This is a genomic window from Streptomyces sp. NPDC017520, assembly GCF_044329855.1.
Classification (GTDB): domain Bacteria; phylum Actinomycetota; class Actinomycetes; order Streptomycetales; family Streptomycetaceae; genus Streptomyces.
Genome location: NZ_JBIRKB010000015.1, coordinates 18,602 through 32,714, shown reverse-complemented (window position 1 = coordinate 32,714; position 14,113 = coordinate 18,602). Strand labels below are relative to the sequence as shown.

12 protein-coding genes and 2 pseudogenes are annotated in these 14,113 nt (G+C 73.3%); 6 read left to right on the top strand and 8 right to left on the bottom strand.

Going from position 1 to position 14,113, the window contains the following annotated elements:
* Positions 1-31 precede the first annotated feature (31 nt).
* Entirely contained in the window at positions 32-1,501 is a 1,470-nt protein-coding gene (locus ACH4KB_RS29190; protein WP_398068843.1) for an MFS transporter, read from the bottom strand.
* 212 nt (positions 1,502-1,713) lie between these two features.
* Between ACH4KB_RS29190 and ACH4KB_RS29185 the strand changes: the two genes are divergently transcribed.
* Entirely contained in the window at positions 1,714-2,160 is a 447-nt protein-coding gene (locus ACH4KB_RS29185; protein ID WP_398068958.1) for a MarR family winged helix-turn-helix transcriptional regulator, read from the top strand.
* A 48-nt stretch (positions 2,161-2,208) separates the two neighbouring features.
* Here ACH4KB_RS29185 and ACH4KB_RS29180 read toward each other — a convergent pair whose 3' ends face one another.
* Complete coding sequence (locus ACH4KB_RS29180) at positions 2,209-3,609, bottom strand: NAD(P)/FAD-dependent oxidoreductase (protein ID WP_398068842.1); 1,401 nt, start codon at positions 3,607-3,609, stop codon at positions 2,209-2,211.
* Between the two features lie 120 nt (positions 3,610-3,729).
* On the opposite strand from ACH4KB_RS29180, the pseudogene ACH4KB_RS29175 reads away from it, so the two are divergent.
* Positions 3,730-4,643, top strand: a pseudogene (locus tag ACH4KB_RS29175) (aminoglycoside phosphotransferase family protein).
* 167 nt (positions 4,644-4,810) lie between these two features.
* A complete protein-coding gene (locus tag ACH4KB_RS29170) occupies positions 4,811-5,302 on the top strand; it encodes a GNAT family N-acetyltransferase (protein WP_398068841.1) in 492 nt (163 codons plus the stop codon).
* Positions 5,303-5,368: 66 nt separating this feature from the next.
* Here ACH4KB_RS29170 and ACH4KB_RS29165 read toward each other — a convergent pair whose 3' ends face one another.
* Both ACH4KB_RS29165 and ACH4KB_RS29160 read right to left on the bottom strand, forming a co-directional pair.
* A complete protein-coding gene (locus ACH4KB_RS29165) occupies positions 5,369-6,370 on the bottom strand; it encodes a zinc-binding dehydrogenase (protein WP_398068840.1) in 1,002 nt (333 codons plus the stop codon).
* 193 nt (positions 6,371-6,563) lie between these two features.
* Positions 6,564-7,754, bottom strand: coding sequence for an NAD(P)-binding protein (locus tag ACH4KB_RS29160; protein WP_398068839.1), 1,191 nt, complete (start codon positions 7,752-7,754; stop codon positions 6,564-6,566).
* A gap of 101 nt (positions 7,755-7,855) precedes the next feature.
* On the opposite strand from ACH4KB_RS29160, the gene ACH4KB_RS29155 reads away from it, so the two are divergent.
* Positions 7,856-8,602 carry a pentapeptide repeat-containing protein gene (locus ACH4KB_RS29155; RefSeq protein ID WP_398068838.1) on the top strand — a complete coding sequence of 249 codons (747 nt, stop codon included), beginning with the start codon at positions 7,856-7,858 and terminating at the stop codon, positions 8,600-8,602.
* Positions 8,603-8,626: 24 nt separating this feature from the next.
* Here ACH4KB_RS29155 and ACH4KB_RS29150 read toward each other — a convergent pair whose 3' ends face one another.
* Positions 8,627-9,124, bottom strand: a complete 498-nt coding sequence (locus ACH4KB_RS29150) for a hypothetical protein (RefSeq protein ID WP_398068837.1) — start codon at positions 9,122-9,124, stop codon at positions 8,627-8,629.
* Between the two features lie 102 nt (positions 9,125-9,226).
* Here ACH4KB_RS29150 and ACH4KB_RS29145 point away from each other — a divergent pair, with 102 nt between their 5' ends.
* Complete coding sequence (locus ACH4KB_RS29145) at positions 9,227-10,099, top strand: hypothetical protein (protein ID WP_398068836.1); 873 nt, start codon at positions 9,227-9,229, stop codon at positions 10,097-10,099.
* A 77-nt stretch (positions 10,100-10,176) separates the two neighbouring features.
* Here the strand turns inward: ACH4KB_RS29145 and ACH4KB_RS29140 are convergent.
* The 3 genes and pseudogenes from ACH4KB_RS29140 to ACH4KB_RS29130 form a co-directional block, all read right to left on the bottom strand.
* Positions 10,177-10,725: pseudogene (locus ACH4KB_RS29140) on the bottom strand (methyltransferase); the annotation flags it as partial.
* Between the two features lie 318 nt (positions 10,726-11,043).
* Positions 11,044-11,688 carry a response regulator gene (locus tag ACH4KB_RS29135; protein WP_398068835.1) on the bottom strand — a complete coding sequence of 215 codons (645 nt, stop codon included), beginning with the start codon at positions 11,686-11,688 and terminating at the stop codon, positions 11,044-11,046.
* Positions 11,685-13,208 carry a histidine kinase gene (locus ACH4KB_RS29130; RefSeq protein ID WP_398068834.1) on the bottom strand — a complete coding sequence of 508 codons (1,524 nt, stop codon included), beginning with the start codon at positions 13,206-13,208 and terminating at the stop codon, positions 11,685-11,687. The genes ACH4KB_RS29135 and ACH4KB_RS29130 overlap by 4 nt, the downstream gene beginning before the upstream one ends.
* Positions 13,209-13,534: 326 nt before the next feature.
* On the opposite strand from ACH4KB_RS29130, the gene ACH4KB_RS29125 reads away from it, so the two are divergent.
* On the top strand, positions 13,535-14,092 hold the full coding sequence (locus ACH4KB_RS29125) for a heme-binding protein (RefSeq protein WP_069756054.1): 558 nt from the start codon (positions 13,535-13,537) through the stop codon (positions 14,090-14,092).
* The last annotated feature ends 21 nt before the right edge of the window (positions 14,093-14,113 follow it).

Genomic DNA, 14,113 nt, shown 5'->3' with positions numbered 1-14,113 from the left:
GGCCACGGGCCGCACTCCGTACGGGCGACGGTCAGACCTTGGACTCCGAGGCCTCCGGCACCCCCGCGGGGCCGCTCGCGGCGGCCGGCCGCATGGGTGCGGTCGCCGGGCGTACGGGGATGAGAGCGGCGACGACCGCCGCCGCGAGGCCCACACCGCAGCCGATGAGCATCGCGACGCGGAAGCCGTTCTGGGAGGCCAGCGGGAAGCCGCCGAAGTCCGTGGTCATCTGCGCCAGGACCACGCCGATCACCGCCGCCGCGAAGGACGTGCCGATCGAGCGCATCAGGGCGTTGAAGCTGTTCGCCGACGCGGTCTCGGACTGGGGCACCGCACTCATGATGAGCGCGGGCATCGCGCCGTACGCGAAGCCGACGCCCGAGTTGCAGACGAGGGTGACGATCAGCAGGCTCCACGGGGAGTCCGCGCCGATCAGTGGTACGGACAGGCCGTAGCCGGCGGCGATGAGGAGGCTGCCGACGGCCAGGGTGACCTTCGGGCCCTTGGCGGCGGACAGCTTCGCGCCGACCGGGGACATCGCCATCATCATCAGGCCCGCCGGGGCCATCCACAGGCCCATCGCCAGCATCGACTGGCCCAGGCCGTAGCCGGTGGCCTCGGGCAGCTGGAGCAGCTGGGGCACGACGAGGGACTGCGCGTACATCGCGAAGCCGACCAGGATCGAGGCCGTGTTCGTCATCAGGACCTGGGGGCGGGCGGTGACGCGCAGGTCGACCAGCGGTTCGCTGAGGCGCAGTTCCCACCAGCCCCAGGCGGGCAGCAGCACCAGCACGGCGGCGAAGAGGGCGAGCGTGGTGGCGCTGCCCCAGCCCCAGTCGGAGCCCTTGGAGACGGCGAGCAGCAGACAGATCAGGGCGGTGCCGAGGCCGACGGCCCCGAGCAGGTCGAAGCTGGTGGATCTGGTGGCCGGGCGGTCCCCGGGGACCAGGGCCAGGATCAGCGCGCCGACCGCGAGGGCCAGCACGGCGACCACCCAGAACAGCACCCGCCAGCTGGTGTTCTCCGCGATGGCGGCGGCGAACGGCAGGCCCAGCGCGCCGCCCACGCCCATCGAGGCGCTCATGATCGCGATGGACGGGCCGAGCTTCTCGGCCGGCACCACATCACGCAGCAGGCTGATGCCGAGCGGGACCACGCCCATGCCCAGGCCCTGGAGCCCGCGCCCGGCGATCATCGGGACCACCGACGAGGACAGGGCGCAGACCACCGAGCCGAGGATCAGCGGGACGAGCGAGACGAGCAGCATGCGCCGCTTGCCGTACATGTCGCCGAGCCGGCCGGCGACGGGCGTGGCCACGGCGGCGGCCAGCAGGGTGGCGGTGATCACCCAGGAGGCGTTCGACGCGGAGGTGTCGAACATCTTCGGCAGCTCCGCGATCAGCGGCACCACCAGGGTCTGGGTGAGCGCCGCCACGATGCCGGCGAAGGCCAGGATGCCGACCACGCCTCCCGGGCGGGCTGCGGGGGGTGAACTCTCCACGGGTACTGCTCCCTCTTGCCCTTCCGGGCCGGTCGTTCGTTCGAGTCGTTCGTTCGGATCGGTCGTTCGGGTCGTTCGCTCTCGCGTACGCGCTCTCGGGCGGCGCTCTCGGCGTTCGACTATGCAAGATACATTGATTGTGCATTATGCATAGCATGTGCATCATGCACATCTATCGTGAGAGACCTGGTTCGACGAAGGAAGCAGCGCGCGTGGACAAGCCCATCGACCGGATCGAACGCGAGACGATGCTGCTCGGCCGGTACATGCACATGGTCACCCCACGCGTGGACTGGCAGCTCGACCGGTCCGCCTACATCCTGCTCAGCCGGATCCAGGTGGAGGGGCCCATGTCCATCGGCCAGCTCGGCGACGCCTTCCGTCTGGACGCCTCCACGCTCAACCGGCAGACCGCCGCGATGCTGCGGGCCGGGGTCGTCGAGCGCATCCCGGACCCCGACGGTGGCATCGCCCGCAAGTTCGCGATCACCGAGGAGGGCGGACGCCGCCTGGAGAGCGACCGGGCGAGGAACATGGCGGGCCTCGCGAAGGTCCTCACGGACTGGACCCCCGAGGAGGCCCAGCAGCTCGCCGACTCCCTCAGCCGTCTGAACCTCTCCATCGAGCGTCTCGACGGACGGCCCTGGCCGCGCGACTGAGCGAGCGGCCCCGGGCCCGGCCCCGGGCCCGGGCCCGGGCCCGGTGGCTCAGTGGCGGCCCGCGATGCGGTCGGCCACCCTGGCGACGGGGTCCGTGCCGGGGCGGGGCGAGGTGCTCTCGCGGCGGTCGGCCGCGCGGTAGGCCGCGTACATGCCGTGGACGCCGAGCCAGCGGAAGGGCTCCGGCTCCCAGCGGCGTACCTTGTGGTTCACCCACGGCAGGGTGGTCAGCTCCGTCGGGCCCGCCTGCCCGGAGTCCTGCTGGATCAGGTCGCGCAGGGTGCGGGCGGCGAGGTTGGCGGTGGCGACGCCGGAGCCGACGTAACCGCCCGCCCAGCCCAGGCCCGTCGAGCGGTCCAGGGTGACCGTGGCGCACCAGTCGCGCGGGACGCCGAGGACGCCGGACCAGGCGTGGTCGACGTGGACGCCCGCCGTGGTGGGGAAGAGCCGGACCATCAGCTCGCGCAGGGCCGCGACCGTCTCGGGCCGGGTGCGGCCGTCGTTGTCGGTGGCCGAGCCGAAGCGGTACGGGTAGCCGCGGCCGCCGAGCGCGATGCGGTCGTCGGCGGTGCGCTGGGCGTAGAAGTAGGCGTGGGCCAGGTCGCCGAGGGTCTCGCGGCCCTCCCACCCGATCGTGTCCCAGATCCGGGCGGGCAGCGGCTCGGTGACGATCATGGAGGAGTTCATCGGGAGCCAGGTGCGCTTCTGCCCCTTGAGGCTCGCGGTGAAGCCCTCGGTGCACCGCAGGACGTACGGGGCGCGGACCGTGCCGTAGGGCGTCACGGCGTGCTTGGGCTTGATCTCGGTGACCGGCGTCGACTCGTGGATGGTCACGCCGAGCGCCTCCACCGCGTCCGCGAGGCCCTTGACCAGCTTGGCCGGGTGCAGCCGGGCGCCGTGCGGGGTCCAGGTCGAGCCGACGGCCCCCGTCACATGGACGCGCTCGGCGGTCTCGCGGGCGCCGCGCAGGACCCGGTCGCTCTCTCCGAAGGCGATCTCGACGCTGTGGAAGTCCTTGAGCCGGGCGAGCTGGGAGGGGGTGTGGGCCACTTCCAGGACGCCGCCCTGATGGATGTCGGCGTCGATCTTCTCTTCCGCGGCGGTCCTGACGACCTCGCCGACGGTGTCGTTCATCGCCTTCTGGAGCCGTACGGCGGCGTCGTGGCCGTGCAGCTTGGCGTACCGGTCCCGGCCCGCGATGCCGTTGTACAGCCAGCCGCCGTTACGGCCGGAGGCCCCGTAGCCGCAGAACTTGGCTTCCAGGACGGTGATGTTGAGGAAGGGGACGGCCTTCTTGAGGTAGTACGCCGTCCAGAGCCCGGTGTAGCCGCCTCCGACGATGCAGACGTCGACGCTCGTGTCGCCGGGGAGGGGTTCGCGCGGGGCGGGGGTGCCGTCCTGCGCGTACCAGAACGATATGCCGCCGACGACGGTACTGACGGTGCTCATGATGCCCCTGGTGTCCCTGTCCGGTCCGGTGAGATGGAGAGCGTACGTGTGGCGGGACGTTACTGCGCGCGGGGCTGTTCCGTCAGGGCCCGGTCGACGCGGGTCCCTAGGATCGGTGGGGTGATCGACATTCCCGACGAACTGATCGCCACCCAGTCGCGGTTCAACGGAGCGGCCGGCCGGGCCTTCGTCGCCGCCCTGCCCGGCCTCGCCGAGCGGTGCCTGGAGCGGTGGGGGCTGCGGCCGGACGGCCCGTCGATGTACGGGATGTGCGCCCTGGTCCTGCCGGTGGTGCGGGAGGCCGACGGGCGGCCCGCCGCGCTGAAACTCCAGTCGGTGGACGAGGAGACGGCGGGCGAACCGGTCGCGCTGCGGGCGTGGGCCGACGCGGGGGCCGGGGCGGTGGAGCTGCTCGGCCATGACCCGGAGACCGGTGCGATGCTGCTGGAACGGCTCGACGAGCGGCGGCCGTTGTCCGGCGAGGCCGACGTGCGGAATGCGGTGACGGTGCTCGGCGCGGTGCTGGCCCGGCTGGTGGCGGTGCCCGCGCCGGAGGGGCTGCGCACGTTGGGCGGGGCCGTGGAGCGGATGCTCGCGGCGGTCCCGGAGCGGGTGGGCCTGCTGGCCGACGCCGAGGACCGGCGGCTCGTCGCGGAGTGCGCGGCGGCGGTGCGGGAGGTCGCGGGGGAGCCGGGGGCCGGCTGCTGCACTGGGACCTGCACTACGGCAACGTCCTGGCCGGGCGCGCGGACGCGGGGCGGTCCGGGGAGTGGGTGGCGCTCGACCCGAAGCCGCTCGCGGGAGACCCGGGGTTCGAGCTGTTCCCGGCGTTGCACAACCTCTTCGACGCCGACGAGGTGGTGTGGCGGTTCGACGCGCTGACGGAGGCGCTGGGTCTGGAGCGGGACCGGGAGCGGGCGCGGGCCTGGACGCTGGGGCGGGTGCTCCAGAACGGGCTGTGGGCGGCGGCGAGCGGGGCGGGCCGGATCGCCCCCGACCACGCGGAGATCGCGCGGCGGCTGCTGGGGCGGTGAGGGGCCCGCCTCCCGCGTGCCGGTCGGGGGCGGGGGCAGGAGCGGAGCCGGGGCGGGGGGCACGAGCGGGGCCGGGGCGGGGGGCACGAGCGGGGCCGGGGCGGGGCGGGGCCGGAGGCCGCGAAACCAGGGTGTGGCCCGGGCCGCGGGTTGCTTACGCTGCGCCCATGATTCGTACCGCCACACCTGAAGACGTCCCCGTCCTGCACGCCCTGGTGCGAGATCTCGCCGCGTACGAGAAGGCCCTCGACGAAGTCGTCGTCACCCAGGAGCAGCTGCGCGAGGCGCTGTTCGGCGACCGGCCCGCCGCCTACGCGCACGTGGCGACGGCCGACGACGACGGTGGCGAGGCGATCGGCTTCGCCCTGTGGTTCCTGAACTTCTCCACCTGGCGCGGAGTGCACGGCATCTACCTGGAGGACCTGTATGTCCGTCCCGACCGGCGCGGCGGCGGCCACGGCAGGGCGCTGCTGACGGAGCTGGCGCGGATCTGCGTGGAGCGCGGCTACCAGCGGCTGGAGTGGTCCGTCCTCGACTGGAACGCCCCGTCCATCGCGTTCTATGAGTCGCTCGGCGCGCGCCCGCAGGACGAGTGGACGGTGTACCGGCTGACGGACGGGGCCCTGGCCCGGCTGGGGTCGGGCGGTCGCGGGGCCTGAGCCCGGCTGGGGTCGGGCGGTCGCGGGGCCTGAGCCCGGCTGGGGTCGGGCGGTCGCGGGGCCTGACTACGGCTCCAGCACCACTTTGCCCATCGTGCCCCGGGTCTCCAGCGCGCGGTGCGCGGCGGCGGCCTCGGCGAGCGGGAAGCGCTGCACGGCGGGCCGCAGCCGGCCGGCGGCGGCCTCGGCGAGGGCACGGGTCTCCAGGGCGCGCAGACCGCCGCCCCGCTCGATCATCCCGGGCCCGAGGACGGACCCGGACGTGATGCCGCGTGCGGCCAGCTCCTCGTCGGTGAAGGTGAGCGGCCCTCCGTCGTGGAGCCCCTCGCCCGACCAGCCGTAGACCACGTGCCGCCCGCCGGGGCCGAGGAGGTCCACGGCGGCGCGGGCGGTGGTCCCGCCGACGGAGTCGTAGACGACGGTCGCCCGCAGTCCCGCCGCTTCGAGGTGCTCGCGGGCCCGGCGGGGCCAGTCGGGGCGGGTGTAGTCGAGGGCGAGGCCGGCGCCTTCGGCCGTCGCCCGGGCCACCTTCGCCGGGCCGCCGGCCAGCGCGATCACGGTGGCTCCCGCGTTCCTCGCGTACTGGACGACGAGGATGCCGATCCCGCCCGCCGCCGCGGTGACGACGACCACCGAGTCCGGGCCGAGCGGGGTGGACCCGAGGATGCCGAGCGCGGTGCGGCCGGTGCCGATCATGGCGACGGCCCCGGCGGCGTCGAGCCCCTCGGGGATCTCGTGGAGCCGGTCGGCCTCGGTGACGGTGAGTTCGGCGTACCCGCCGGGCGCCATGCCGATGTGGGCGACGACGCGCTTGCCGAGCCAGTCGGCGTCGACGCCTTCGCCCACCGTCTCGACGGTTCCGGCGACCTCGCGGCCGGGGACGGTGGGGAGGGCGACGGGCGCCGGGTAGGGGCCGCGCTCCCCTTCCCGCAGCGCGGTGTCCAGGAGGTGCACCCCGGCCGCGGCCACGGCGATACGGACCTGGCCGGGGCCGGGGGCGGGGTCCTCGGTGCTCTCGTACACGAGGTTCTCGGCGGGGCCGAAGGCGTGAAGGCGTACGGCGTGCATGGCGGGCTCCCTGGGATCGCGCTGCGGGCTGTACCCGTCGCGGGCTGTGCCGGCTGTTGGCCGTGACGGTTGTGGGCCGTGACGGTTGTGGACGGTGACGGTTGTGGACGGTGACGGTTGTCGGCCGTGACGATCGTGAACCGAGCCCGCTGCGGGCTGTGTCCCCACCCTCGTACCTCAAGTCCGCTTGGGGTCAACTCCGGCCCTGGGCTCCCGTCCTGGAGCGCTGTCCGGCGGCCTTCACGGCGAGCAGGGCGGCTTCGATGCCGCTGGTGAAGGAGACCTCGCTGAGGAGTCCGGGGGCGGCGACCTGGTCGCCCGCCAGGAAGATCCCGTCGCCCCGGACGACGGAGGGCCGGTCCCGCCAGGTGGTGCCCGGGCGGTCGACGGCCCCGGTGCGGCCGTCGGCGAGGGCCTCGACGCGCCAGGTGGTGCGCTCCCGCCAGCCGGGGAAGCCGAGGTCGAGGAGTTCCTCGGCCCGCGCGGTCCCTTCCGCCCTGCGCGCGTCGGGGCCGATCGGGAACTGGCCCTGGAGCAGCTGTTCGCCGACCGGGGCGAGGCCGGGATCCTGGGCGGTGAACCGCTCCAGCCAGCCGGGCGCGTCCAGGTCCGACACGACGAACGCGTCACCGCGCCGGGTGCGCACCGCCAGGTCCAGCAGGACGGTGCGGCCGCTCTCCCAGGTGAGGGACGCGTCGTCGAGGAGGCCACGGGCGGAGTCGAGGGAGGTGGCGACGACGACCGGCCCGGTACGGGCCAGCTCGCCGAGGGTCCGGGCATCGACGCGGGCGGCGGTCTCGATGCCGACCCCGAGGCCCCGGGCGTGGCCGGCCAGCCGCTCGACGAGCGGAGCCCAGCCGCCGGCCGGGTAGTGGGCCTCGGGCGGGAACGAGGCCAGGCGGCGCAGGCGCTCCTGGACGAACCGGGCGGAGAGCGAACCCGGGTCGTGGTGGAACAGCGCGGTGGCGGCGAAGTTCGAGGCGGCCCTGGCGCCCTCCTCGCCGACCTGCCCGGCGGCCCACTCCAGGAAGGCGACGTCGACCGGGGCGGTGCGGGGGGCCCGGCGGGCGAGCCGCAGCAGGGCCACGGGCGGGGTCCGGCGGGCGGCTCCCGCGCGGCGGAAACGGAAGCGGAGGCCTTCGAGGGGCGGTACGGAGACGACGGCGCCGAGAAGACCGTGCCGGGCAAGCCAGGTCCAGTGCGGCCCGCGCCGGTACAGGGCGTGCGGGCCCTCGTTGGCGCGGTACGGCCCGTCCGCGGTCCTGGCCCGGCCGCCGAGGGTCCGGTGGCCCTCGTGCAGGGTGACGCGCGCACCGGACTCGGCCGCGGTGATGGCGGCGGTGAGGCCGGCGAGGCCGCCGCCGATGACGTGGATGTGTTCCATGGCTGGATCTCCTTCGCGTCTTTGATGATGCGACGGATCGCGGGCGGCGGCTCGTGACACGGTCGCCGGGGGGTGTCAGTGGGGTGCGTCACGATGGGGGCATGGCAGCGAGCGAGGGCAGGACGACCAGAACGACCAGAACGACCGGGGCGACCAGGGGGGCGAGGGCGGCCAGGGCGGTCAAGGGCAAGAAGGACACCATCGCGGCGGCGCGACGTCCGGAGGTGCGGCTGCCACCGCTCGTTCCCTATGACGGCGAGGGCCTGGAGCCGGACGGGGACTACGACGGGGTGCGGTTCGACGGGGTGGACCTGACGGACGCGTCGGGCCGGGGCGCCCGGTTCATGGACTGCGCCCTGGACGGCTGCACCCTGGACCGAGCGGAGCTGGCGCGGGCCCGCTTCATCGACGCGGTGCTGACGGGCGTACGGGGTGTGGGCACCGATCTCGCGGAGGCGTCGCTGCGGGACGTGGAGGTGGTGGACGCCCGCCTGGGCGGGGTGCAGCTGCACGGTGCGGTGCTGGAGCGGGTGGTGGTGCGCGGCGGCAAGATCGACTACCTGAATCTGCGCAGGGCCCGGCTCAAGGACGTCGTCTTCGAGGGCTGCGTGCTCTCCGAGCCGGACTTCGGGGACGCGCACCTGGTCCGCGTCGAGTTCCGGGACTGCGTGCTGAAGCGGGCGGACTTCAGCGGGGTCCGGATGGAGTCGGTGGACCTGCGCGCGGTGGCCGAGCTGGACATCGCGCGGGGTGTGGACCGGCTGGCGGGCGCGGTGATCAGCCCGTCGCAGCTGATGGAGCTGGCTCCGGCGTTCGCGGCGCAGATCGGGGTGCGGGTGGAGGCCTGAGGCCCTCGGGCGGCAACGCGGGCCTCACAGGCGGGGGAAGCGGGCCTGGAGGTCCCAGATCACGGGGTTGTCGGCGAGGCCCTCGTGCAGGTCGGCCAGGTCGGCGATCAGGTCGTGCAGGAAGTCGCGGGCCTCGCGGCGCAGGAGGGAGTGGCTGAAGGTGAGCGGGGGCTCGTCGCCGGGCATCCAGTCCGCCTCGACGTCGACCCAGCCGAAGCGCCGCTCGAACATCATCCGGTCCGATGACTCGGTGAAGTCCAGCTCCGCGTACTGCTGCCGGTGCGAGCGGTTGCCGCGCGGATCCTGGTCGATCTGCTCGACGATGTCGCACAGCGCCCACGCGAAGTCCAGCACCGGCACCCATCCCCAGGCTGTGGACACCTCGCGGTCCGCCTTGGTGTCCGCGAGGTAGACGTCGCCGGAGAACAGATCGTGCCGCAGCGCGCGGACGTCCGCGCGGCGGTAGTCGGTCTGCGGGGGGTCGGGGAAGCGGCGGGAGAGGGAGTAGCCGATGTCGAGCACGGATCGATGGTGTCATGCCCGTCCGGGGCGGACCGACACGATCGAGTGAAGCGGGATGGATATGCCGAACGCATATGTCGACCAGTTCTTAGTCTCCGGCATATGGTCAGTTCGCCTCATGAGGCTCATCATAGGATCTTCCAGGAGAATCCGGGCTTATTCGCGAGTGCCTTCCGCACCTTGGGCATTCCCTTTCCGGAACCTGTCGCGGTGTCGCTCATGGACACCGATCTCACGGAGATCAGACCGCTCGAACGGCACGTGGACACGCTGCTGCGCATTGATGTGGCCGACGGGGGCTCCCTGTTGCTGGCGATCGAGGCGCAGGGCAAGAAGGACCCGGACAAGCGCAGTAGCTGGGCGTACTACCTCGCCCACCTCTACGCGAAGTTCCGCTACCCGTGCGTGCTCCTGGTCGTCTGCCGGGACAAGGGGACGGCGGAGTGGGCAGCCGAGCCGATCCGTGTCGGCCTGGACAAGCACCCCAGCCTGGTCGCTCACCCCCTGGTGCTCGGACCGCACAATGTACCCATGGTCACGGACGCCGGCAGGGCGGCCGACGACATCCCGATGGCCGTCTTCTCGGCGATCACGCATAGTAACGATCACGACATCGCTGCCATACTGGAAGCTCTTGCCGAGGCGCTCCGGGCCACGGACGCCGATGCCGCGGCGGTTTTCGCCGAATTCACCGAGGCGGGCCTGGGAGCCACCCCGGCCCGTGAGATCTGGAGGAACCTGATGGGCACTGGTCTCAGTCACTTCCGCGGCTTCGTCGCCGAGAGCTTCCGCGACGAAGGCCGCGTCGAAGGCCGGGCCGAGGACATTCTGCGGATTTTCGCGGTGCGCGGTGTCACGGTGCCGGATGAAGCACGGCAGCGGATCACCGCCTGCAAGGACCTCGCCGTGCTCGATGTGTGGTTCGAACGCGCCGTCACGGCGAGGACCGTCGACGCGGTGCTCGCGGAGATCTGATCGCCGGGTTCGTCCCGGAGGTCCTGTCTCCGCGCGCACTTCAACAACGTCCCGTGTCCGGGGCCGTTCGGCGCAGGTCAGTCGGCCACGGCCTCGATGACGGCGAACGGCGCGGCCTCCGCGAGCGGGGTGACCGTCGTGAGGGCCAGGCCCGCGCGGCGGCACACCTCCGCGAAGTCATCGCGGGTGCGCTCCCGGCCGCCCAGATTCACCAGCATGTTGAGGTCGCTGAGGTAGGTGACCCCGCCGTCGGTGACGTCGGCCCGGACGTCGACCGCGTCGGGGAGCACGGGTTCCACGATCAGGACGAGGCCGCCTGACGGCAGCACCTGACGGCAGTGGCTCAGGATCGTGACCGCCTGGTCGTCCGTCCAGTCGTGCAGGACGCTTTTCAGCAGGTAGAGATCCGAGCCCCCGGGCACCGAGTGGAAGAAGTCTCCGGCGATCAGGGAGCACCGGTCTCCCATCCCGTGCCGCGCCATCGTGTCCGGCGCTCCGGCCAGGCCCTCCGCCGTGTCGAGGACGGCACCGGTGAGTCCGGGGTGGGCGGCCAGCACACCGGCCAGGAGGGTCCCGTCGCCTCCGCCGACGTCCGTGACCGTGGTGAACCGGCCGAAGTCGAAGGCGTTCCAGCCCGACGGAGGCGCGGTCACGGAAGCCGGCCATCCGGACCCCGTCGAGTGCCGTGCTGCCGAGGAAGGGGGCGACCTCCCAGCCGTGCTCGGAATCGTGCTCCCGAGGCGCGGGACCCACGTGATTTCTGCGCATGCCCCTACCGTTGCCGACTCCTGCGCGTCTGTCTTGGACGAAAGTTCCGGAGTCACCCGGTCCCGCTGTGCCGCGCTGGCGTCCGGCGATCACGCGGACCACCCTGATCACGCGGGTCACGCGGGTCGCCCGGGTCACCCGGATCACGTGGGCTTCGTGTCCCTTCGCGTGCCGACTCACGGAAGCAGGCGCTGCTCCTTCGCCACCGACACCGCGCCCGCACGCGTGTCGACGCCGAGCTTGTCGTAGATCCGGCCCAGGTGGGTCTTGACCGTGGCCTCGCTGATGAACAGGGCGCGGGCGATGTCGCGGTTGCCGAGGCCCTGGGAGAGCTGGGCCAGAATGTCGCATTCCCGGTCGGTGAGGCTGGGACGGGGGCTGCGCATCCGGGCCATCACCCGGCTGGCGACGGGGGCCGAGAGCGTGGTGCGGCCCTGGGCGGCGGACCGGATCGCGGCGAACAGTTCCTCGGGGCGCTCAGCCTTCAGCAGATAGCCGGTCGCCCCCGCCTCGATGGCCCGGGTGATGTCGGCGTCCGTGTCGTACGTGGTCAGCACGAGGACGTGGACCGTGCCGTCGGCCGCGATCCGGCGGGTCGCCTCGACGCCGTCGATGCCCTCGCCGAGCTGGAGGTCCATGAGGACGACGTCCGGCGTGAGCCGGGCGGCGAGCACCACGGCCTCCTCGCCGCTGCCGGCCTCGCCGACGACCTCGATGTCCGGTTCGCTGCCGAGGAGGGCGAGCAGTCCGGCGCGGACGACCACGTGGTCGTCGCAGAGCAGGATGCGTACGGGGGGTGTCTGCGGGCCTTGGCCGGTCATGCGGGGTCCTCCGGGGCGGTGAGGGGGGCGGGGGTGAGCGGGATCGCGGCCGAGAGGACCGTGCCCTCGCCCGGGGCCGACTCGATGGTGAGCGTTCCGCCGAGCTGGTGCACGCGGGCCCGGATGGCGGGGAGCCCGTGGCCGCGCACGGTGTCGGGGCTGCGGACGGGCGTGGGCTCCACGGTGAAGCCGCGGCCGTTGTCGCCGATGTCGAGGACCACCCGGTCGTCGAGGTGGGTCAGGGTCAGCCCGGCGGCGGTGGCCCCGGAGTGCTCCCGCACATTGGCCAGGGCCCCTTGGGCGATGCGCAGCAGGGCCGACTGCACCCGGTCCGGCAGCGGGGCGTGCGGGGTGCCCTCCACATGGCAGTGGACGGTGATCGCGCCCTCCGCCTGGGCGCTCTCGCGGGCCGCCAGCGTGTGCAGGGCCGCTTCCAGGCCGCCGCCCTGCGCCAGGTCGGCGGGGGCGAGGTCGTGGACGAAGCGGCGGGCCTCGGTGAGGTTGCGTTCCGCGATGCCGGTGGCCGTACGGACGTGGCGGCGGGCCGCGTCCGGGTCGGCGCTCCAGGTGCGGTCGGCCGCCTGGAGCAGCATCTGCTGGCTGGACAGGCCCTGCGCCAGGGTGTCGTGGATCTCCATGGAGAGCCGCTGACGCTCGGCGAGGGTCCCTTCGCGCCGCTCGGTGGCGGCCAGTTCTCGCCGGGTGCGCAGCAGGTCGTCGATCAGCTCGCGCTGGCGGGCCGCCAGTTCCCGTTGGCGTACCGCCTGGCGCTGCATATGGACGAAGACGGCGGTCGCCACGGCGGCGACCGCGGGCGGGGCGAGGACCAGATTCGGGTCGAACCCCTCGGCCAGGCGCAGTTGCGCGGCCACGACGAACGCGGTGAGCAGGGCGACCAGGGCGAGGGCCGCGCGCGGCGGCAGGATGCGCAGCCCGGTGTAGAACAACGGCACCGCGCACCACGCGAAGCTCGGCGCGAGGACGACCAGCACCATCCAGACGAGGACGAGCACGCCGAGCCAGGCGAGCCGGCGCGGGGTGGGGCGCGAACCCAGGACAGGTCCCAGGAGGTACAGCACCGCCAGGGTGATCGACAGGGCGATGATCCAAGGAGTTCGGGCCTCCCCGGGGTGCCGCATCAGGAACCGGGTCAGCGAGGCGCCGAGCAGCAGGAAGAACGCGGCGTGCATGAGCAGCGCGAGCCAGCGGGCGTCGGGGTCGGCGCCCGGCCCCGGACCGAGGCCGGGGCCGGCGCTCTTGCCCGGGCCGGAGCTCGTCCCCGGGCCGGAACCCGTGCCGGGGGCAGTGTCGGTCCCCGGGCCGGAACCCGTGCCGGGGGCAGTGTCGGTCCCCGGGCCGGAACCCGTGCCGGGGGCAGTGTCGGTGCCCGGGCCGGAACCCGTGCCGGGGGCGGAGCCGGGACCCGTGCCGGGGGCAGCGCTCCGGCCCGGGCCGGAGCCGGAGCCGGCGTCGGCGGGCCCGTCCCCCTCCGGGGCCTGCGGATCGCTCCGGTGCTCCACCTCGTACCTCGTGTTCCGTCTCGGCCGAACCCGCTGAGACCCTGCTGACCTGCGCGGATCTTCCATGGTGACCCGTTCCGGCGACCCCCGCATCAACCGATCGGCCGACGGGGGCGTCGGCCGACCCGCGCGCCGCTTCCAGCCGGTACGTCGACCGTACGGGCCCGGATCCGCCGGGAGGATCGATACCAGAGCGAAACGCCCGGACCACTACCGGGCCGATCCGCACACCGAACCACCGAACCACCGAACCACCGGACCACCGAACCACCGAACCACCGGACCACCGAACCACCGGGCCGCCCCCGGATCACCAAGGAGCCATCATGAAGAAGCTGTCGCTGCGCACTCGTGTCGTCACCGGCGCCGTCGTCGTCGCCGCCCTCGGGGCCGGCACGTTCGGCGCGATGTCCGCGAGCGCCTCCTCCCCGGCCGCCGCCCCCGCCGCCGCGGTCAAGGCCGACACGAGCAACCGGAACCTCCAGCAGACGACGCATCTGACCGTGGCCGCCGCCACCAAGGCCGCGCAGGCCACGCTGGACGCGGCGAAGAAGGAGAACCAGCGGATCTCCGTCGCGGTCGTCGACCGCAACGGCAACACCATCGTCTCCCTGCGCGGCGACGGCGCGGGCCCGCAGTCCCCGGAGTCCGCGGTGAAGAAGGCGTACACCGCCGTCTCCTGGAACGCCCCCACCTCCGAGCTGGTCAAGCGCCTGGAGCAGGCCCCGAACCTGAAGGACATCCCTGGCACCCTGTTCCTCGGTGGCGGTGCTCCGGTGCAGGTCAAGGGCGCCCCGGTGGCCGGCATCGGCGTGGCCGGCGCGCCCAGCGGCGACCTCGACGAGAAGTTCGCCCAGGCGGGCGTCGCGGCCCTCGCCCGGTAGTCACGACCCGCACAGGCACAC

Bases quoted from the DNA above. Each gene is read 5' to 3' on its own strand.
- ACH4KB_RS29180 (WP_398068842.1), bottom strand. From the start codon at position 3,609: ATGAGCACCGTCAGTACCGTCGTCGGCGGCATATCGTTCTGGTACGCG.
- ACH4KB_RS29145 (WP_398068836.1), top strand. From the start codon at position 9,227: ATGGTCAGTTCGCCTCATGAGGCTCATCATAGGATCTTCCAGGAGAAT.
- ACH4KB_RS29170 (WP_398068841.1), top strand. From the start codon at position 4,811: ATGATTCGTACCGCCACACCTGAAGACGTCCCCGTCCTGCACGCCCTG.
- ACH4KB_RS29165 (WP_398068840.1), bottom strand. From the start codon at position 6,370: ATGCACGCCGTACGCCTTCACGCCTTCGGCCCCGCCGAGAACCTCGTG.
- ACH4KB_RS29125 (WP_069756054.1), top strand. From the start codon at position 13,535: ATGAAGAAGCTGTCGCTGCGCACTCGTGTCGTCACCGGCGCCGTCGTC.
- ACH4KB_RS29135 (WP_398068835.1), bottom strand. From the start codon at position 11,688: ATGACCGGCCAAGGCCCGCAGACACCCCCCGTACGCATCCTGCTCTGC.
- ACH4KB_RS29160 (WP_398068839.1), bottom strand. From the start codon at position 7,754: ATGGAACACATCCACGTCATCGGCGGCGGCCTCGCCGGCCTCACCGCC.
- ACH4KB_RS29155 (WP_398068838.1), top strand. From the start codon at position 7,856: ATGGCAGCGAGCGAGGGCAGGACGACCAGAACGACCAGAACGACCGGG.